This is a genomic window from Halorhodospira sp. M38, from assembly GCF_022227985.1.
In the GTDB taxonomy this organism is placed as follows: domain Bacteria; phylum Pseudomonadota; class Gammaproteobacteria; order Nitrococcales; family Halorhodospiraceae; genus Halorhodospira; species Halorhodospira halophila_A.
In genome coordinates, this window is record NZ_JAJNQP010000001.1 from 138,531 (window position 1) to 157,458 (window position 18,928).

Here is an 18,928-nt window from a genome sequence, read left to right on the forward strand (position 1 = left end):
GAGTCCTCAGCATGAAGAACCAACAGTGGATCAAGCTCCCTGCCACGGCAGCTGCCCTGGCGCTGGTGTTCAGCGTGAGCGCCCAGGCCCAGCAGGATCCGGGCATGGGGCAGCAGGATCCCGGTATGCAGCAGCAGGATCCGGGGATGGGGCAACAGGACCCCGGCATGCAGCAGCAGGACCCGGGCATGGCCCAGCCGGAGCCTGACCAGGCCACCTTCAGCAGCGACCAGATCGAGCGCTTTGTTGACGCTTATCTGGACATCATCGACATCCAAGAGCAGTACACCTCCGAGATCGAGGGTACCGATGGCGCCGAGGACGCTCGCGAGCTGCAGGAGCAGGCCAACGATGAGATGGTGGCGGCGATCGAGGACAACGGCCTGAGCGTTCCCGAGTACTCTGAGATCGCCAATGCCATGGACATGGATCCGGAACTGCGCGACCAGGTCTCGTCCAAGATCCATGAGCGCGAAGGCGGCTGAACGCTCGGCCCCTGGCCGCGCGCCGAACCACCCCGGCCCCCCACGCAGGGCCGGGTTTTTTTTGCCCGAGTGCGGCAGCGGGTGCGTGGCTAGTTCAGACGGGAGTGTGTACGATAGCGGCCGCACCGGCGCAAAACCGCCCTCTCTTTCGACGCTGAACTCTCCAAGAAGGTCGCATGGTCAAGCAACACAGCTACAACCGAGACGAACTCCTGCTCAGCGGTCATGGCCGGCTCTTCGGCCCGGGGAACCCCCAGCTCCCGAGCCCGAACATGCTCATGTTCGACCGCATCACCCGGATCAATGATGACGGCGGGACGTACGGCAAGGGTGAGGTGGTCGCTGAGCTGGACATCCATCCGGAACTCTGGTTTTTCCGCTGCCACTTCCCGGGTGATCCGGTGATGCCCGGCTGTCTGGGTCTCGATGCACTCTGGCAGATGGTCGGCTTCTACCTCGGCTGGATCGGAGGCAACGGGGCCGGTCGCGCGCTGGGTTGCGGCGAGGTGAAATTTACCGGACAGATACTCCCGGACAATCGGCTGGTTACGTACAATGTGGCGCTGAAGCGCGTGATCAACCGCCGGCTGGTCATGGGGATCGCCGATGGCAGCGTGTCTGTCGACGGCGAGACGATCTACGAAGCTACTGATCTGAAAGTCGGGCTCTTCCAGAACACCGGCGAGCTGAACGGGGCATAGGATCAGGCGCGGACGCCAAGAGTGACAGGAGGAATATCGTGCGTCGAGTGGTAATTACCGGTCTGGGCATCGTGTCGTGCATCGGCAACAGCCGCGATGAAGTCACGGCGTCTTTGCGGGCCGGCAGGTCCGGGATTCGTTACCAGCCCGAGTACGAGGAGGTCGGCCTGCGCAGCCTCGTCGCCGGCAGCTGCGACATCGATCTCCAAGATCACATCCCCCGCAAATCCCTGCGTTTCATGGGCGATGCCGCCGCCTACAGCTACATCGCCATGGACCAGGCGATCGCCGATGCGGCCCTGGACTACGATTCCATCTCGAGCCCGCGTGTTGGCCTGATCGCCGGTTCAGGCGGCGCGTCGACAGCGAATATCGTTAGCGCCACCGAGACCTTGCGCAGCCGTGGGGTCCGCAAGATCGGCCCTTACGGCGTCACGCGCACCATGGGGAGCACCGTCTCGGCCTGCCTGGCGACACCGTTCCGGATCAAGGGCCTCAATTACTCCATCACTTCTGCCTGTGCGACCAGTGCTCACTGCATCGGGGCGGCCATGGAGCAGATTCAGTTGGGCAAACAGGATCTGATCTTCGCCGGGGGCGGTGAAGAGGAGCACTGGTCGCTGACCCAGTTATTCGACGGCATGGGCGCGTTGTCGACCAAGTACAACGACACCCCCGAGCAGGCATCCCGCCCTTACGATGCCAGCCGCGACGGCTTCGTGATTGCCGGCGGGGGCGGTATGGTCGTGGTCGAGTCGCTTGAGCATGCCCAGGCGCGTGGCGCTCCGATCCTCGCCGAGTTGGTTGGCTTCGGAGCGACCTCCGATGGTTACGACATGGTCGCCCCGTCCGGAGAGGGGGCGGCGCGCTGCATGCGCCAGGCCCTCGAAGACGTCGAAGGGCCGGTCGACTACATCAATACCCACGGCACCAGCACCCCGGCCGGCGATATCACCGAGCTCGAGGCCACGCGGGAGGTCTTCGGGGACAGCATGCCGCCGATGTCATCGACTAAGTCGCTGACCGGCCACTCCTTGGGCGCCACCGGGGTCCAGGAAGTCATCTACTCGCTCCTGATGATGGAGCAAGGGTTTATCTCGCCCTCGATCAACATCGAGCAGCTCGACCCCGAGGCAGGTGACGTGCCCATCGTCACCGAGACGCGCGAGGGGGTTAAGCTGACTACCGTGCTCACCAACAGCTTCGGCTTCGGTGGTACGAACGCAACGCTGGCACTACGCCGTTTCGACGGCTGAACGGGGCGGTGCCGGCACCCCGGCGCCGCTGGCCTCCAAGCGATTAGGGCGTAAAGGTCTCTTATGGAACAACGGCTTGACTTCGATCGCGATTTGCTGCGCCGCTACGATGTAAGCGGACCGCGCTATACGTCGTACCCGACGGCGCCCCAATTCCATGAAGGGTTTGACGCCCAGGCTTACGCCGCGGCAGCCCGGGCCACCAACGAGGCGGATCAACCCAACCCCCTGTCGGTCTATGTGCACGTGCCGTTCTGCCGCAATGTTTGCTTCTATTGCGCGTGCAACAAGATCGTGACGGCGAATTACGGCCGCGCCCAGGAGTACCTGGAGCACGTGTTCAGGGAGATCGAGCTCCAGGCACAACTTTTCGGAGACCACCGACGCGTTGAGCAACTGCACCTGGGAGGCGGCACCCCCAACTACCTCACGGTCGACGATCTGGGCCGCCTGGTCGAGAAGCTGCGCGAGCAGTTCACCCTCGACGACACCGATCACCGGGAGTTCTCCATCGAGATCGACCCGCGCGACGTGCAGCTCGAGGATATCGGTCGCCTCGCCGAGCTCGGTTTCAACCGCATGAGCGTAGGCGTTCAGGACTTCAACGAGGACGTGCAGGCAGCGGTCAACCGCGTACAGAGTGCCGAACTCTGCCGTTCGATCATCGAGGAAGGCCGGCGACACGGGTTCCGCTCGACCAACGTCGATCTCATCTACGGCCTCCCCAAGCAAACGGTGGAATCCTTCGAGGAGACCCTGGACGAGGTCATTGAACTGCGCCCTGAGCGCTTGGCGATCTACAACTACGCCCACCTGCCGCACCTGTTCAAGATCCAGCGGCAGATCAACGAGGACGAGCTGCCCGGTCCCGAGGACAAGCTGACCATCTTTGGGCGCACCATCGAGAAACTCACCGAGGCCGGTTACGTCTTCATCGGCATGGATCACTTCGCCCTGCCCGATGACGAACTGGCCGTGGCGCAGAAGAAAGGCACCCTGCACCGTAACTTCCAGGGGTACTCCACACGTGCCGAGTGCGACCTGATCGCCCTGGGGTCCACTTCCATCGGCAAGATCGGCAACACCTACAGCCAGAACCTGCGGGATCCCGAGGAGTACCAGCAGCGCATCGCCAACGGCGACCTGGCGGTCTTCCGCGGCTACGAGCTGAACGAGGATGATCTGCTACGCCGGGAGGTGATCATCGAGGTCATGTGCCACTCCCGTCTCGATTACGCGGACATTGAGGCGCGGCACGGCATCAACTTCAACGAGTACTTCGCCGATGCCCTGGAACGGCTGCAGCCGCTGGTTGAAGACGGGCTGATGGAGATGGACGACCGCCACCTTCAGGTACTTCCGAGAGGGCGGTTAATGCTCCGCCACGTCGCCATGGCCTTCGATGCCTACCTGGAGCGCGAAGCCAATGAGGGCAAGCGCTATAGCCGCGTGCTGTAGGAGGCTCTGGCGAGGGGGCGTGGCCGCATCGGCCCTGGCCACGGCGGCAAGCGCCGTGGCCGGGCCGACCCTCCCCGATACGCAAGTTCTGGACCCCGGGCAAGTCGATGCACGCGGGACCCTGGGATTCAGCTATTTCGGCGCGGGCCAGGGCACGACCATGGATATCCTGCCCACGCTGCGCGCCGGTCTTCCGGGGCCTTTCGACGTCGCGATCACGGTTCCCTACCGGCACGACCTTGAAGAGGACGAGTACGCTCTGCGCAGCTCGTTCCGTACCGACTTCTCCTTCCGGATCCACGACGACGGGCGTCGCCGGGCGGTGCTGCGGGGCTACACCACCGTCGACCCGGCAGACTCCGGGGAGCGAGTTGGGAGCGGATCGCACAACTACGGGGTCAGTGCCGATTTCCGGGGCGAGGACTGGCTGGTCCCCGGAGCCTTCTACCTCCGCGGCGCTCTCGCGCGCCACGACCACCGCCAAGATCCCGGCAGCGGCGACCTCGACTATCGGCTGGCGAATCGGCTAACCGCCGAGGCCGGTGTGGGTCTGGATACCGACATCGATGCCGAGCCCTATCTCGGGATCCGCGGCACCCAGGGGCTGGGATCGACGACTCGGGATCAGCAGAGCCTGTCCTTCCGTCCGGGCATTCGGTTTCGCATCACGCGCAACTCCGAGCTCCAGTTCCTGGCTCAGTTCGATACCGTGCAGCGCAACGCTGAGCCCGAGCGGGCGATCTTCGCTACGTGGACGTACCGGCATCGCCCGCCGGATCGCGATCTGGATAGCCTCCGCGAGCGTATTGCCGCCAACGAGACAGCGATCGAGCGCCTGGATCGGCGGGTGGGGGATATTGAGCGCCGGCTGCTGACGCGTCCCGAGGTTCCCGAACCCGAGGCGACCGGAGGCGTTGTCGTGCTGAACCACTCCGGTATACCGGAACTGACAGCCCTGGTCGTCGATACCCTGGAGACCCTTGAGCTATCGGTTGCGGAAGCCCGTGAGGAGGACGACGTGGCCCGCCGGGACCGCACAAAGATCCTCTATCGGCCGGGGCACGCCGAACGGGCTCGGGAGATCGCCCGCGCCCTCCCGGGCAATCAGCTGATCGAGCAGCGGGAGGATCTGCCTGATCAGGCGGAAATCGCCGTGCTCGTCGGCTTCGACCTGGAGTAGCCCCCTTGCCCTCGGAGCACTGTATCGCTATCATGCGACGCGCTGGCTAGGTGGCAGAGTGGTGATGCAGCGGCCTGCAAAGCCGTGTACGTGGGTTCGATTCCCGCCCTAGCCTCCACACCTTTCCCCATCGGCTATCGCCCCCTCCAAATGTCATGGCGAAGTCGATCCCCCGCCTGCCCAGGTGGCGGAACTGGTAGACGCAGGCGACTTAAAATCGCCAGGCTTATGCCGTGCCGGTTCGAGTCCGGCCCTGGGCACCATGCCGGGCGCCTTGCCGCGCCTACGCGGCCTCTACCCCGATCCCGCAACTCGATGGCTGTCGGCACCAAACGATGCCCCCTCGAAGGGCCGGCTCAAACCGGCGGCGGGGTGCCGGCGGCCGAAGGCGGCCTAGTCGCCCGCGTCCTGCCCGTCCCATCCACGTGTCAGTCTAGGACCTCCATCGCCGCTCGCATGTAGACGTAGGCGGAGTAGAGGGTCAGAAGTGCCGCCATCCAGACCAGAATGAATCCGATCTCGGGAATCGGTATCCCGAGGATGGGTTCGCGATAGAGTAGCATGAGGATGGCCGCCATCTGCGCGGCCGTCTTCAGCTTGCCCATCTGGTTCACCGCTACACTAGCCCGCTTGCCGATCTCCGCCATCCACTCGCGCAATGCCGAGACCGCGATTTCGCGACCAATGATCACCGCCGCCGGGATCGCCATCCAGAGTCCGGGGTAGACCGCCACGAGGGCAACCAGTGCTACGGCCACCATAAGCTTGTCCGCCACCGGGTCCAGGAACGCGCCAAAATCCGACGACTGGTTGAGTCGGCGGGCCAGGTACCCATCAAGCCAGTCGGTGATCGCCGCTAAGGCGAACACGGCCACGGTGAGCAGGTTGGTCCACGGCGGAGGCAGGAGGAAACAGAGCCCGAAGACCGGGATCAGCACGATGCGGAACAGTGTGAGCGCGGTGGGCAGAGTCAGCGTCATGATGGTGTCCTAGCCGTGGAACGTGTCGTAGATCCGTTGAGCGAGCGAGCGGTTGATGCCGGGCACGCAGGCCAGGTCCTCGACGCCCGCCTGGCGGATTCCCTGCATCCCCCCGAAGTGTTTCAGCAGGCTCTGGCGGCGTTTCGGCCCCAGTCCTGGGATCTCTTCCAGGATCGACTCCCGTCGTGCCTTGCCGCGGCGCTGGCGATGACCACTGACCGCAAAGCGGTGGGCTTCGTCACGCACTTGCTGCAACAGGTGAAGCGCCGGCGAATCCGCCGGCAACTCGAGTTCCCGCTCCCCGTCATCGAGCAGCAGGGTCTCCTCACCGGGGCGACGCTCCGGCCCCTTGGCGATCCCCATCAGGGCGACGCCGTCGATACCCAGTTGGTCGAGGACTTCCCGTGCCTGTGCAACTTGCCCCTTTCCTCCATCGATTAGCAAGAGGTCGGGCAGCGGTGCCTCGCCGCTCTGCACGCGCCGGTAGCGCCGCGTCAGCGCCTGGTGCATGGCCGCATAGTCGTCGCCGGCCGTTACATCGCGGATGTTGAAGCGACGATAGTCGCTCTTGACCGGCCCCTCCTGATTGAAGACCACGCAGGAGGCCACGGTTGCCTCGCCGCCGGTGTGGGAGATGTCGAAGCACTCGATCCGCTCCGGCGGCATGTCGCTGTCGATGATCTCGGCAAGCGCGCCGTAGCGCTTGCGTTGGCTGGACGTGGAGGCACTGCGTGCCGACAGGGCGTAGCGGGCATTCTCCTCGGCCATCTCGACCCAGCGGCGACGGTCGCCGCGCACACGATGGCGGATCGCCACCGCGCCGCCAGAGGGGGTGCGCAGGGTCTCTTCAAGCAGGCGTTGCTCGCGGACCGGGCGATTGATCACGACCTCTGGGGGGGCGGCACGGCCGATGTAGTGCTGAGCCAGAAAGCTTGCCAGGATATCGGTCTCGCGACTGCCTCCCGGCACGTTGGGGAAGTACGACTGGTTGCCCAGGCTGTTGCCGCCGCGAATGAAAAAAACCTGAACGCAGGCCGTATCCCCCTCTGCCACGCAGGCAACCACATCCATGTCGTCGTCCCGGTCCTGCGCGACGTACTGCCGCTGCTGGATGTGCCGGAGATTGGCAATGCGGTCACGCAGGCGCGCCGCCTGCTCGAACGCCAGGTTCTCCGCGGCCTCCTCCATGCGCTCGACCAGCTCGGCAATGACCTCGCCGGAGCGCCCTTCCAGGAAGAGCTCCACGTCCCGCACCTCGCGGCGATAGTCTTCCTCGCTGATGTACCCGACACAGGGCGCCGTGCAGCGTCGGATCTGGTACTGCAGGCAGGGGCGCGAGCGGTTCCGGAAGAACGTGTCCCGGCACTGCCGTATGGGGAAGACCTTCTGCAGATGACCGAGCGTCTCGCGCACGGCGGTGGAGTTCGGGTAAGGCCCGAAGAATCGGCCCGCCCCCTTCCGGCCGCCCCGGTGGTAGCCTAGCCGCGGAAACTGTTGATGACTGGAGAGGTAGATATACGGGTACGACTTGTCGTCCCGCAGCAGGACGTTATAGCGCGGCCGGTGCTCTTTGATCAGGTTGTTCTCCAGGATCAGCGCCTCGGCCTCGGTGTGCGTCACCGTGATCTGGATATCGGCAATGAGCTGGACGAGCCGCTCCGTCTTGGGCGTCTTGCGGGACGGCGTAAAGTAGCTGGAGACGCGCCGACGCAGATTGCGGGCCTTACCGACGTAAATGATGGTGCCTTCGGCGCTGAGCATGCGGTAAACGCCCGGCCGCTCCGGCAGGCTGCGGACCCGCTCGCGCAACGCCTCACGCCCGGAGATCTGCTCTGCCGAACCCTTGCTCATCCCGTTCCATGCCCTGCCCTGCTGTTGAGCCGGTCTGACCGCCTGCCGTCGCCCCCCGGAACCCCGGTTCTGGAGAGTCCGGGTGTTGTACCCGCTCCTTCAGCCACTGTCCACCGGAGCGGAACACAGTCGGAGTCATGGCGGCCGCGCCGGCACCAGGCGCGCGGGCAACAGCCGCGGCCCGTGACACCCCCGACCGCCACCCGCAGGCGAGGAAACGCTCAGGACTCGGGGGGCCTGGAGTCAAGCAGACCGTAGTCGAGGGCAACCCGCGTCAACTGGGCATCGTTACGCACGCCCAGCCGTTCGTAGAGACGACCGCGGTAGGTGCTCACGGTCTTGGGGCTCAGGCACAGCTCCTTGGCGATGCTGGTCCCCCGCTGTCCGTTGAGGATGCGCATCAGCACCTCGAACTCGCGGGAAGTCAGACCATCGAACGGGCTCTCGCCGGTGCCGTCCAGGCTGACCAGGGCCACGTGCCGGGCGACCTCCGAACAGATATAACGGCGTCCGAGGTAGACCGAGCGGATAGCCTCGATCAACTCTTCCCGGTCCGCCCCCTTGTGCACATATCCCCTGGCGCCCGCCCGCAGCGCGTGGGCCGGATAGGGCCCCGAGTCATAAATGGTGACCGCGATCACGCCGACCTTCGGGTGGCTACGGGACAAGCGCCGTGTGGCCTCGATCCCCCCCATGCCTGGCATCTGAAGATCCATGAGAACCACATCGGGCTCATACTCGCGCACTGCAGACAGGGCCTGCTCGCCGTTCTGTACCTGCTCAACGATCTGGAGGTCCGGGATATCCCGGAGCATTCCCTCGATGGCCTGCCGGACCAGGCGGTGATCGTCTGCCAGAACAATGCGAATCATCCACCCACCTCGAAACCGCTCGGGATACTCGGCTATTCTGTAGAGCGTGTTACATTCGGGCAACCCAAACTGATCAGGCCGTCACCTGCATGGACCCTACCCCACACCCCCGGCTTCAGCGATTGTATCCTTTCGAATCAACAGGTTCCGTCGACCTCGAAGGCCTCTACCTCGACACCCCTCTCCCGGAGGGGAGCGGCAATACGCCATGGGTCTACGCCAACTTTGTCACCAGCCTGGACGGGCGCATCAGCCTTGATGTCGGCCCCGGTTGCCGCGTGCCAGATACGGTGGCTAATGCCCGTGACTGGCGACTCTTCCAGGAGCTCGCCGCGCGAGCGGACTGCCTGATCACCAGCGGGCGTTACCTGCGGGAACTCGAGGGGGGCTTTGCCCAGGATATCCTTCCGGTGGGCCCGGCATTCAACGACCTGCAGCAGTGGCGGCGGGATCACGGGATGCAGCCGCAACCGGATGTGGCGGTTGTTTCCGGTTCAGCGGATTTTCGGATCCCGTCCCTGCTGCGCGAGCAGGGGCGACGAATCTGGCTGTTCGTCCCGGAAGATACAGCAGCGGAACGGCTGCAGTGTCATCGTGAGGTGGGAGCCGAGGTGGCGGCCCGGTTCCCCGGCGGGCGAGTGACGGGTCAGCAGGTGCGCGAGACGCTCGGCGCACTTGGGTATGCCCGGGTGTATTCGGTCGCCGGTCCCCAAGTGGCACATACTCTGGTCTCGGACGGGAGCCTCGATACACTCTTCAAAACCGTCCGCCACCGGATCATCGGCGGCAAGCCAGGTGCGTTCGAGACCATCATCGAAGGTGCAGGCCTTGAGCGCCCGGCCGACTTCCTGTTGCGCTGGATCTACCTCGACCCCGGTACCGCCCCGGGCGAGGAACAGCAACTGATGCGCCTGGACCGGGTCCGGGGGTAGACCGATCCAGGCGCCGGGCATCCCGGCCGGGCGGTTACTGTCGCTGGCCCGGGATGCCGCCGCGTGCCAGCTCCCGAGGGTCCAGCAGGCGCTGCAACTCTGCCTCCGAGAGGTCGGTCATCTCGCGGGCCACCTCGATCACCGGCCGCCCCTCCCGATACGCCTGCTTGGCGATCTCGGCGCCCTTTTCGTAACCGATCACGGCGTTCAGGGCCGTCACAAGAATCGGGTTGCGGTCCAGAGCGGCGCGCAGGTTGTCCTCGTTAACGGTAAACCCGGCAATGGCGTCCTGCCCGAGGACCGTCGACGCGTTGGTGAGAAGATCGATGCTCTGCAGCACGTTGTAGCCGATCACGGGCAGCATGACATTAAGCTGGAAGTTCCCGGACTGGCCCGCCACCGAGACGGTGGTGTCGTTACCCATGACCTGTGCCGCGACCATAGCCACCGACTCCGGGATGACCGGATTGACCTTGCCGGGCATGATGCTCGATCCGGGCTGCAGGGCCGGGAGGCTGATTTCGCCCAGCCCCGCCAACGGGCCGCTGTTCATCCAGCGCAGGTCATTGGCGATCTTCATCAAAGAGACCGCCACGGTGCGCAATTGTCCGGATAGCTCCACCGCGGCATCCTGGCTCGACAGGGCCTCGAAGCGGTTCGGCGCCGGGGCGAAGGGTACGCCGCTGGCTTCGGCAAGCCGCCGACAGACCTGCTCACCCAGCTCTGCCGGGGCGTTGATGCCGGTGCCCACGGCGGTGCCCCCCTGGGCCAGGGCGTGCAGCCTCGGCAGGCCAGCCTCGATGCGGCTGACCCCGTTGCGGATCTGCGCGGCCCAGCCCGAGAGCTCCTGCCCCAGGGTCACCGGCATGGCATCCATCAGGTGAGTCCGACCGGTGGTAGTGACATCCTCAAGCTCGGTGGCGCGCTGCTCGATGGTGTCCGCCAGTCGGCGCAGTGCCGGCAGCAGCCGATCGTGAACCTCGAGGGCGGCGCTGACGTGGATTGCCGTCGGGATGACGTCGTTGGAACTCTGCCCCATGTTGACGTGATCGTTGGGGTGGACGGGGCAGCCCGCCCGGTCACTGGCCAGCCGGGCGATGACCTCGTTGGCGTTCATGTTGCTCGAGGTGCCCGAGCCGGTCTGGAAGACGTCGATGGGGAAATGGTCGTCGTACTCGCCCCTTGCGACGGCCTCGGCCGCCTCCGCAATGGCTTCGGCGACGGTCGGATCGAGACCGGAGAGGTCGCGGTTGGCTCGCGCGCAGGCCGCCTTGATCAGCCCCAGCGCCTGGATGAAGGGCCGCGGCATGGGCTGCCCGCTGATCGGGAAGTTCTGCACCGCACGCTGCGTCTGCGCGCCGTACAGGGCGTCCGACGGGACCTGGAGTTCACCCATGCTGTCGCGTTCGATCCGGTAACCGTCTTGAGTCATAGATTGGCTCTCTCTCCTGCTCAATAGCGAGGGGCGATCAGGCCCACAAAAAGGCGAACAGGCATTGTAGAATACGCGGCCGGAATTGGCAGCGGAGACCCTTACCCGTGGAGCTGGATACCCTGACCGCACTCGCGCCGATCGATGGGCGCTACGCCGACAAGACCGACAGCCTGCGGCCGTTGCTCAGCGAGTACGGCTTGATTCGTCACCGAGTGGTGGTCGAGGTCCGCTGGCTGCAGGCCCTGGCTAACGAGCCGGGAATCGCCGAAGTCCCGCCGCTGTCGGCCGATGCCACCACCTTCCTGGAGGAGCTGCTGGCCGGTTTCGACACCGAGCAGGCGCGGCAAATCAAGGCGATCGAGGCGACCACCAACCACGACGTCAAAGCCGTCGAGTACTATCTCAAGGAGCGGCTCACCGCGCACGAAGAGCTCGCGCAGCGCGCCGAGTTTGTGCACTTCGCCTGCACCTCCGAGGACATCAACAACTTGGCCTGGGCGTGCATGCTCCGTGGTGCCCGCGACGAGGTCTTACTGCCGGCGCTGGACGCCACCATCGAGCAGCTGCGTGAGCTCGCCCATGCCCAGGCTGAGCAGCCCATGCTCTCGCGCACGCACGGTCAGACGGCCTCGCCCACAACGCTGGGCAAGGAGATCGCCAACGTGGTGCATCGGCTGCGCGAGCAGCGGCAGCGCTTGGCGGATGTCCAGCCGCTGGGCAAGATCAACGGCGCCGTGGGCAACTTCAACGCCCACCTGATCGCGTACCCGGAGGTGGACTGGCCTGCCCTGGGGCAGCGCTACGTCGAGGGTCTGGGGCTGGGGTGGAACCCTTATACCACGCAGATCGAGCCCCACGACTGGATCGCCGAGTTGTTCGATGCCATCAGCCGGGTCAATACCGTATTGCTGGATCTCAGCCGCGACGTGTGGGGGTATATCTCGCTCGGCTACTTCGGACAGCGGGTCGTTGCCGGCGAGGTCGGCTCCTCGACCATGCCCCACAAGGTCAATCCGATCGATTTCGAGAATGCCGAAGGGAACCTGGGGGTCTCGTCAGCGCTGCTTGAGCACCTGGCTCGCAAGCTGCCCGTATCCCGTTGGCAGCGGGATCTGAGTGACTCCACGGCCCTGCGCACGGTGAGCCTGGGCATCGCCCACACACTCATTGCCCTGAAGTCCCTTGAGAAAGGTATCGGCAAGCTGGAGGCCAACCCCCACCGCCTCGACGACGACCTAGAGGCTGCCTGGGAGGTATTGGCCGAGGCGATCCAGACGGTGATGCGCCGCTACGGGGCCGAGGAACCGTATGAGCAGCTCAAGAAACTCACGCGTGGTCGCCGGATCGATGAGCACGCGGTCCGCACATTCATCGAGGGGCTCGACCTACCGGAGGAAGCCAAGGATCAGCTGCGCGGGCTAACCCCGCGAACCTACCTGGGCAATGCCGCGGCCCAGGCCCGCGCAGTGTAGCCGCTCGCCGCCTCTGCGCCGGGTGCGCCGGGCCCTTGCGGCCCGGCCCCGGGTGGGCCCGGTGACGTTGCTGCTCCGGGCGCTAGTCGGGATCCTCAGCGGACCAGAGATGGTCCGACCAGGCCCCCTCGGTCCACTCCTCGCGCAGACGACGGCGGTTGAGAGCCAGCCACTGTAGCGCAATCACCGGCATGGCGGCCCGATAATGGCCCTCTGCCACCTGTCCGATGGCCTCGTCGGCCGGGAGCACATGGGTCCAGATATCCTCGTGCTCCTCGTCGAGCCCGTGGACACCGCCGGCCTCACTGGTATCGCAGCGGGCACAGTAAAGCACGACCCGCTCCGTGCTGCCGCCGGGGCTGGGCAGGTAGTCCGCAATCGGGCGCAGGTCCTCAATGACCACGTTGGCCTCTTCCCGCGCCTCGCGGATGGCCACTGTGCGCGGATCTTCCCCAGGTTCCGCGATGCCGGCGATGGTCTCGGTGATCCAGGCGCCGCGATTGTCGTCGATGGCCCCGACCCGGAACTGCTCGACCAGGATGACCTCGTCGCGCTCGGGATCATAAGGCAGGACGCCAACGGCCAAGCCACGGACCAGACACTCCCGCGTCAACTCGGGCGTCATGCCGCCCTCAAACCTGGCGTGACGCAGACGGATCCGGTCCAAACGGAGGAACCCCTCATGGCAGGGGTCACGACCGAGGATCTCGAAACGGTGGGCCATTCCTTTACTCCCTCGATTCAGTCACGGTCGAAAACCGCGAAGCTCTCGACATGGGCGGTGTGCGGGAACATGTCCATAATACCCGCCGCCTTCAGCCGGAAGCCGTGCTCGGCGACAAGGATCCCGGCATCGCGGGCCAACGTTGCGGGGCCACAGGAGCAATAGACCACCCGGCTAGCGCCTGTGCCGGCAACCGCGGGAAGAACCTCCTGGGCACCAGAGCGTGGCGGGTCCAGCAGGACGGCGTCATAGTGTCCCGCCGCCTGTCGGGTGCCCTCCTCGCTGGCGAGATCGGCCACGGCGAAGGAGGCGTCCAGGCCGTTGGTGGCCGCATTCTCCTCGGCGCGGCGGACCAGTCCCGCCTCGCCCTCGATGCCGGTCACCGCGGCCCCTTCTCGCGCCAACGGCAGCGTGAAGTTGCCCACCCCGCAGAACAGGTCGAGGATGCGTCTGCCCGGCCGCGGCTGCAGCCATTCCAGAGCCTGCTCGACCATGGCCACGTTGATGGGGGCATTGACCTGCGTGAAGTCCGTGGGTAAGAACGCCACTTCGACATCGTAGGGCGGCAGGGCGTAGCTTAGGTCCAGCGCCGACTGCGGCGCCACCGGCGTCACCGTGGATTCGTCCCCCGGCTGACGGAGGATGGCCAAGCCGGTGGCTGCGGCAAACTCACTCAGCCGATCCAGATCGCTGTCTGTGAGCGGCGCCAGGTGGCGCAGCACCAGCGCCGCGCGCGCGTCCCCGCAGGCTACCTCGATCTGGGGAATGCGGTCCGGGATCGACAGGGAGCCGACCAGACTGGCCAGGTCCTGCATGCGCTCACCCACCCGCGGGTCGAGCACCGGACAACTGTCCACCGGCGCCACGAGCGGGCTGTGCTTCTCGCGGAAGCCGACTAGCACCCCACCCTTCTTAGGCACGTGCTTGACGGCTAGCCTCGCCTTGCGCCGGTACCCCCAGACCGGCCCGGTCAGCGGTGCCAGACGCTGCTCCGGTTCGACACCACCGATGCGCTGTAGCTGCTCGAGCAGGACCCGTTCCTTGTGGGCGATCTGCGCCTCCGGGGGAAGATGCTGCAGCGCGCACCCGCCGCAGGTGCCGAAATGGTCACAATGCGGTGCGATCCGCTCGGCCGCCGGCTCGAGAATCTCGATCGCCGTCGCCTCGGCCCGTTGACGGCGCAGCTTGGTATACCGGTAGCGAACCCGCTCGCCCGGCAGGGCGAAATCGACGAAAACCGGCCGCCCCTGGGCATCGTGGGTGATCCCGCGCCCCTCGTGGGCCATGCCCTCGATACGGGCCTCCACCGGCTCGCGGGACATACGCCGTTTACGCCCCACGCCAGGCCTCCAGGAAGCTGCTCAGGTGGGGACGATCGGTGGCTTCCAACGCCGCAGCCACCCGGTCGGTCTCGCGCTGGTAGTCTTCGCGGTCCAGGGCGCCGCGGAAGTACTGGAAGCGCAGGTATAGCAAATAGGTATTGAGCACGTCGGTCTCGCAGTAGTTGCGCACCGCCTCGATCTCGCCCCGGGCGACGGCATCGGCTACCGCGCCGCCGCTCATGCCCATCTTGCCGGGCAGACCGCAGAGCGTGGCCACCTCGTCCAGCGGTGCGGCACCCCGCATCTGGAACGAGGAGAGGACGTCCATCAGATCGAGGTGGCGATCATGATAGCGGTTGAGGTAGTTGTTGAAACGGAAGGCTCGATCGTTGTCGCCCGTCTCCCAGTAACGCGGCGCACTGACCCCATTGATCAGAGCGCGATGGTGCAGCACGGGGATATCGAAGCCATTGCCGTTCCAGGAAACCAGATTGGGCACATAGCGATCGAGTCCCTCGAAGAAGCGTTCGAGGAGTATCTGCTCGCCATCCTCCGGGGTGCCCAGTGACCAGACGCGAAAACGGCCCTCGACCAGACCGGCCAGCGAAATGGCCACCACCCGGTGCAGGTGCAGTCGCGGGAACTCGTTTCCAGTCTCCTGGCGGCGTCGCGCCGCCATGGCCCGGGAGACATCCGTGTCCTCGAGGCCGTCCAGACCGTAGACCACCCGGCCGCCGGCCAGGTCGGGAACGGTCTCGATATCAAAGGCGAGCACGTTCATCGTTTCTCTCCCTGTCGATCAGCCGGTTACGAGGACCACGAAGGCAACGGCGTACTCCCGCTCGTCGCTGAGGCTCAGGGCTGCCTCGTTCACCCGCAGGGCTGCGGCCCGCTCGGCGGCGGCGCCGTGGAAGCGCAGCGAGGGCTTGCCCCGGGCATCGTGGACCACCTCAAGATCGCGCAGCGTCACCCCATCGCTCAGCCCGGTGCCCAGGGCCTTGGAGGCAGCCTCCTTGGCAGCGAATCGGCGCGCCAGGAACGCCGCGGTACCGCCGGACTCTTGGAAGCCTTGCAGTTCGCCCGGCGCCAGAACACGCCGGGCGAGTCGCTCACCGTGGCGCTCCAGTGCACGCTCCAGTCGCACCACGGCCACAATGTCCGTACCAATGCCGGCAATCATGCCGCCGCCGACCGCATGAGCCGCTTCATCTCCGCCACGGCCGGCGCCAGCCCCTCGAAGACCGCGCGGGCGACAATGGCATGGCCGATGTTCAGTTCGGCCATGGCCGGGAGTGCCGCTACCGGCTCCACGTTATGGTAGTGCAGACCATGCCCGGCATTGACCTGCAGTCCGGCATCACGGGCCCGTAACGCCGCCGTCCGCAGGCGCTCGAGTTCGCGGCCCTGCGTAGCGGCATCCGGGGCATCGGCGTAAGCACCGGTGTGGAGTTCGATCACCGGGGCCCCGGCGGTCGCCGCGGCATCGATCTGGGCCGGATCGGGGTCGATGAACAGCGACACCCGGATGCCGGCCTCGCCCAGGCTGCGGCAAGCCTGCTCCAGGCGCTGCACATCCCCGGCAACGTCGAGGCCACCCTCGGTGGTCAACTCGGCGCGCCGTTCCGGCACCAGGCAGCAATCCGCCGGACCCAGCCGCGAGGCGATCCCGATCATCTCGTCGGTAACCGCCATTTCCAGGTTGACCCGGGTCTGCGTATGCCGCTGCAGCTCCTCCACGTCACGGTCTTGAATGTGCCGGCGATCCTCGCGCAGGTGGACCGTGATCGCATCCGCCCCTCCGCGCTCGGCCTCCGCCGCGGCGTGAAGGATGTCAGGGTAGCGTGTGCCGCGCGCCTGACGCAGCGTAGCCACATGATCGATATTGACACCGAGTTGAATTTGCCCCGTGGACATAGGTCTCCCAGAAAGCCGTCCCATCAACCGCGCAGCGATCGGAACATCTCGCGACTGCGCAACCGGCGCCCACCCAGATGTCGATGGAGCACCGCCCGCATCAGCCGCCGCGCCTCGCTGCGCACCGGTTCTTGCGACAAACCCTGCCCCTCCGTGGCTGCCAGTGCCAGCAGTGTAGCCCCCCGGACCTCCACGCCGCCCTCGCCCGTGCCCGCAGGCTCAGCGCCCCGCTCCGGGGTGTAGCGGTAGGCGGACTGCGGCACAACCGGCCGGCCGTGGACGTCCGTTTCCAGCTCCATGCCGTAGCCGCTCTCCTCCAGGAGCGCGAGCTCGAAGCGCCGCAGTGCGGGCTCCGCATCATCCCCAGCCAGACAATCGACGGCGATAGCGTAACGCTCCCAGGTCAGCGGGTGCGGGTCCTCCCGCCGGGTCAACGCCAGCAGGAGCTCAGCCATGTAAAACCCACACGCCAGCGCCCCACCACGCAACGCATAGCCGCGTCCGGCTTGCTCGACCTCGGTCAGGGTCTTGAGGTCGCCGCGGCCTTTCCAGACGACCTGAAGCGGGATAAAAGGCTCAAGCTGCCCGCTCCACCCCCGTCGCCGCACCCCGTTGGCAACTGCACCGATACGCCCGTGCTCGCGGCTGAACAGTTCGACCAGGGTGCTGCTCTCGCGGAAGGCTCGCCGATGAAGCACCCAGGCCGGCTGCCCCTGCGCGGTATCCATTCAATCCGTGTAACCGAGCTCGTCGAGCGCCCGCCGATCGTTCGTCCACTGCTCCTTGACCTTGGTCCAGAGCTCCAGGTGGACCCGTTCGCCGAGCATATTCTCCATCTGCAACCGGGCGCTGCGACCGATTTTCTTGAGTCGTTCGCCCCCGCGTCCGATCACGATGGGTTTCTGCCCCTCGGTCTCGACCCAGATGACCGCCGATAGCCGGGTCATACCCTCCTCGCGATGGAGCTGCTCGATCTGCACCGTGGTGGTGTAGGGAAGTTCGTCGCCGAGATTGAGCATGAGCTGTTCGCGGACTAACTCACCGAGGCGAAAGCCGAGGTCCCGGTCGGTGATCTGGTCGGCCGGGAACAGGGGTGGCCCCGCCGGAAGCTGCTGGATGATCTCCTGCTCGAGGGCATCGAGATTCTCTTTCCGGGTAGCCGATACCGGCACCAGCGCCGCGAATTCCCGTTTCGCGGCCAACCACTCCAGATGTGGTAAAAGCAGCCGTTTGTCCTGGACCCGGTCAACCTGATTCACCGCCGCAATGACAGGGGCGTCGACCTCGGTGAGGCGTTCCAGGACCCTCTGGTCGTCATCCTTCCACTCTGTTCCGCGGACGACGAAGACGACCACATCGATATCTTCCAGCGCGCTGTGGGCGGCCCGGTTGAGCTGGCGATTCAGGGCACGCTTGGCGGATTGGTGCATGCCCGGCGTATCGACCAGCACCGTCTGGGATCCGGGGCGATTGAGAACGCCCAGGATACGGTGCCGAGTGGTCTGTGGCTTGCGCGTGACGATGCTCACCTTCTCGCCGAGCAAGGCGTTGAGCAGCGTCGATTTACCGACATTGGGCCGACCGACCAGTGCGCACAGCCCGCTGTGCTCGAGCGTCGCAATCGCCTCGGTTGATCCATTACTCATGGCCGGAGCCTCCTCCTTCCGCCGACTCGGCGCCGATCTCGACGAGCATCGCCTCGGCGGCGCGCTGCTCGGCCTGCCTGCGGCTGCCGGCCTCACCGACCGTTTTCTGCTCGCTGTCGCTGAGTCGGCACTCGACCTGAAAGCGCTGATGGTGGGCTCGTCCGCGGACATCCAGCACCTGGTAGCCGGGCAGGGGACGGCGCGTCGACTGCAGAACCTCCTGCAGGCGAGTCTTGGGGTCCTTGAGCACCGCCTGCTCCGGCAAGCTCTCCAGTCGCGGACGATACAAGCCGATGATGACTTGCGACGCGGTCTCGAAGCCCGCGTCCAGGTAAACCGCGCCGAACACCGCCTCCAGGGCATCGGCCAGGATGGAGTCACGCCGGTGGCCGCCGCTCTTGAGTTCGCCGCCGCCCAGGCGAAGATGGTCACCCAGTTCTATGTCCCGCGCGATGGCCGCTAGGCTGGAGCGATTGACCAGGCTTGCGCGCAACCGCGACAGCGTACCCTCGCTATCGCCCGGGCGCCGGTGGAATACCTCGTGGGCGATGACGAAATTCAGCACCGAGTCGCCCAGGAATTCCAGGCGTTCATTGTGGCGGCCGCCGGCACTGCGGTGCGTGACCGCCTCCTGGAGGCGGTCAAGTTCCCGGAACCGGTGATCGAGCCGCTGTTGCAGGCGTTCGAGATCGGACATGGG

General features: G+C 65.9%; 19 protein-coding genes and 2 tRNA genes. 9 read left to right on the forward strand and 12 right to left on the reverse strand.

Features of this window, described 5'->3' with window-relative positions; genetic code table 11:
• Positions 1–11: 11 nt before the first annotated feature.
• From LRA98_RS00660 to LRA98_RS00690, 7 genes are all read left to right on the forward strand, one after another.
• Positions 12–485, forward strand: a complete 474-nt coding sequence (locus LRA98_RS00660; protein WP_238632589.1) for a DUF4168 domain-containing protein — start codon at positions 12–14, stop codon at positions 483–485.
• Between the two features lie 176 nt (positions 486–661).
• A complete protein-coding gene (gene fabA, locus LRA98_RS00665; RefSeq protein WP_201167229.1) occupies positions 662–1,186 on the forward strand; it encodes a bifunctional 3-hydroxydecanoyl-ACP dehydratase/trans-2-decenoyl-ACP isomerase in 525 nt (174 codons plus the stop codon).
• 38 nt (positions 1,187–1,224) lie between these two features.
• Positions 1,225–2,442 carry a beta-ketoacyl-ACP synthase I gene (gene fabB / locus LRA98_RS00670; protein ID WP_201167231.1) on the forward strand — a complete coding sequence of 406 codons (1,218 nt, stop codon included), beginning with the start codon at positions 1,225–1,227 and terminating at the stop codon, positions 2,440–2,442.
• 63 nt (positions 2,443–2,505) lie between these two features.
• Entirely contained in the window at positions 2,506–3,900 is a 1,395-nt protein-coding gene (gene hemN, locus LRA98_RS00675; RefSeq protein ID WP_238632588.1) for an oxygen-independent coproporphyrinogen III oxidase, read from the forward strand.
• Between the two features lie 19 nt (positions 3,901–3,919).
• Positions 3,920–5,080, forward strand: a complete 1,161-nt coding sequence (locus LRA98_RS00680; RefSeq protein WP_238640819.1) for a LytR C-terminal domain-containing protein — start codon at positions 3,920–3,922, stop codon at positions 5,078–5,080.
• A 44-nt stretch (positions 5,081–5,124) separates the two neighbouring features.
• Positions 5,125–5,198: transfer RNA gene (locus LRA98_RS00685), tRNA-Cys, on the forward strand.
• A 60-nt stretch (positions 5,199–5,258) separates the two neighbouring features.
• Positions 5,259–5,343 (forward strand) — tRNA-Leu (locus LRA98_RS00690).
• A gap of 165 nt (positions 5,344–5,508) precedes the next feature.
• On the opposite strand, the gene pgsA is transcribed toward LRA98_RS00690, so the two are convergent.
• The 3 genes from pgsA to LRA98_RS00705 all read right to left on the reverse strand — a co-directional run bounded on the left by pgsA (position 5,509) and on the right by LRA98_RS00705 (position 8,783).
• Positions 5,509–6,060, reverse strand: a complete 552-nt coding sequence (pgsA, locus tag LRA98_RS00695) for a CDP-diacylglycerol--glycerol-3-phosphate 3-phosphatidyltransferase (RefSeq protein WP_201167237.1) — start codon at positions 6,058–6,060, stop codon at positions 5,509–5,511.
• Between the two features lie 9 nt (positions 6,061–6,069).
• Positions 6,070–7,911, reverse strand: coding sequence for an excinuclease ABC subunit UvrC (gene uvrC, locus LRA98_RS00700; protein WP_238632586.1), 1,842 nt, complete (start codon positions 7,909–7,911; stop codon positions 6,070–6,072).
• Positions 7,912–8,132: 221 nt separating this feature from the next.
• Positions 8,133–8,783, reverse strand: coding sequence for a response regulator (locus tag LRA98_RS00705; RefSeq protein WP_238632585.1), 651 nt, complete (start codon positions 8,781–8,783; stop codon positions 8,133–8,135).
• A gap of 122 nt (positions 8,784–8,905) precedes the next feature.
• Between LRA98_RS00705 and LRA98_RS00710 the strand changes: the two genes are divergently transcribed.
• Complete coding sequence (locus tag LRA98_RS00710) at positions 8,906–9,715, forward strand: RibD family protein (protein WP_238632584.1); 810 nt, start codon at positions 8,906–8,908, stop codon at positions 9,713–9,715.
• A gap of 34 nt (positions 9,716–9,749) precedes the next feature.
• Here LRA98_RS00710 and LRA98_RS00715 read toward each other — a convergent pair whose 3' ends face one another.
• Positions 9,750–11,147 (reverse strand): class II fumarate hydratase, encoded by a 1,398-nt coding sequence (locus LRA98_RS00715; RefSeq protein WP_238632583.1) that lies wholly within the window; start codon positions 11,145–11,147, stop codon positions 9,750–9,752.
• 107 nt (positions 11,148–11,254) lie between these two features.
• Between LRA98_RS00715 and purB the strand changes: the two genes are divergently transcribed.
• Entirely contained in the window at positions 11,255–12,622 is a 1,368-nt protein-coding gene (gene purB, locus LRA98_RS00720; RefSeq protein ID WP_238632582.1) for an adenylosuccinate lyase, read from the forward strand.
• Between the two features lie 82 nt (positions 12,623–12,704).
• Here the strand turns inward: purB and LRA98_RS00725 are convergent, their stop codons facing one another.
• Genes LRA98_RS00725 through rnc form a run of 8 tightly spaced genes read right to left on the reverse strand, consistent with a single transcriptional unit; the run spans position 12,705 to position 18,925 of the window.
• On the reverse strand, positions 12,705–13,346 hold the full coding sequence (locus LRA98_RS00725) for an NUDIX domain-containing protein (protein WP_201167246.1): 642 nt from the start codon (positions 13,344–13,346) through the stop codon (positions 12,705–12,707).
• 17 nt (positions 13,347–13,363) lie between these two features.
• Positions 13,364–14,668: a 23S rRNA (uracil(1939)-C(5))-methyltransferase RlmD gene (gene rlmD, locus LRA98_RS00730; protein ID WP_201167250.1), complete on the reverse strand. Its 1,305-nt coding sequence runs from the start codon at positions 14,666–14,668 to the stop codon at positions 13,364–13,366.
• Between the two features lie 7 nt (positions 14,669–14,675).
• A complete protein-coding gene (locus LRA98_RS00735; RefSeq protein ID WP_238632581.1) occupies positions 14,676–15,449 on the reverse strand; it encodes a 3'-5' exonuclease in 774 nt (257 codons plus the stop codon).
• An 18-nt stretch (positions 15,450–15,467) separates the two neighbouring features.
• Positions 15,468–15,848: a holo-ACP synthase gene (gene acpS, locus LRA98_RS00740; RefSeq protein WP_201167254.1), complete on the reverse strand. Its 381-nt coding sequence runs from the start codon at positions 15,846–15,848 to the stop codon at positions 15,468–15,470.
• The gene (pdxJ, locus tag LRA98_RS00745) at positions 15,845–16,582 is read right to left on the reverse strand and encodes a pyridoxine 5'-phosphate synthase (RefSeq protein WP_201167256.1); all 738 of its coding nucleotides are present in this window, start codon (positions 16,580–16,582) and stop codon (positions 15,845–15,847) included. Before pdxJ ends, acpS begins: the two co-directional genes overlap by 4 nt.
• Positions 16,583–16,605: 23 nt before the next feature.
• Entirely contained in the window at positions 16,606–17,310 is a 705-nt protein-coding gene (recO, locus tag LRA98_RS00750; RefSeq protein ID WP_238632580.1) for a DNA repair protein RecO, read from the reverse strand.
• Positions 17,311–18,228, reverse strand: a complete 918-nt coding sequence (gene era, locus LRA98_RS00755) for a GTPase Era (RefSeq protein ID WP_238632579.1) — start codon at positions 18,226–18,228, stop codon at positions 17,311–17,313.
• The gene (rnc, locus tag LRA98_RS00760) at positions 18,221–18,925 is read right to left on the reverse strand and encodes a ribonuclease III (RefSeq protein ID WP_201167262.1); all 705 of its coding nucleotides are present in this window, start codon (positions 18,923–18,925) and stop codon (positions 18,221–18,223) included. The genes era and rnc overlap by 8 nt, the downstream gene beginning before the upstream one ends.
• Positions 18,926–18,928 lie beyond the last annotated feature (3 nt).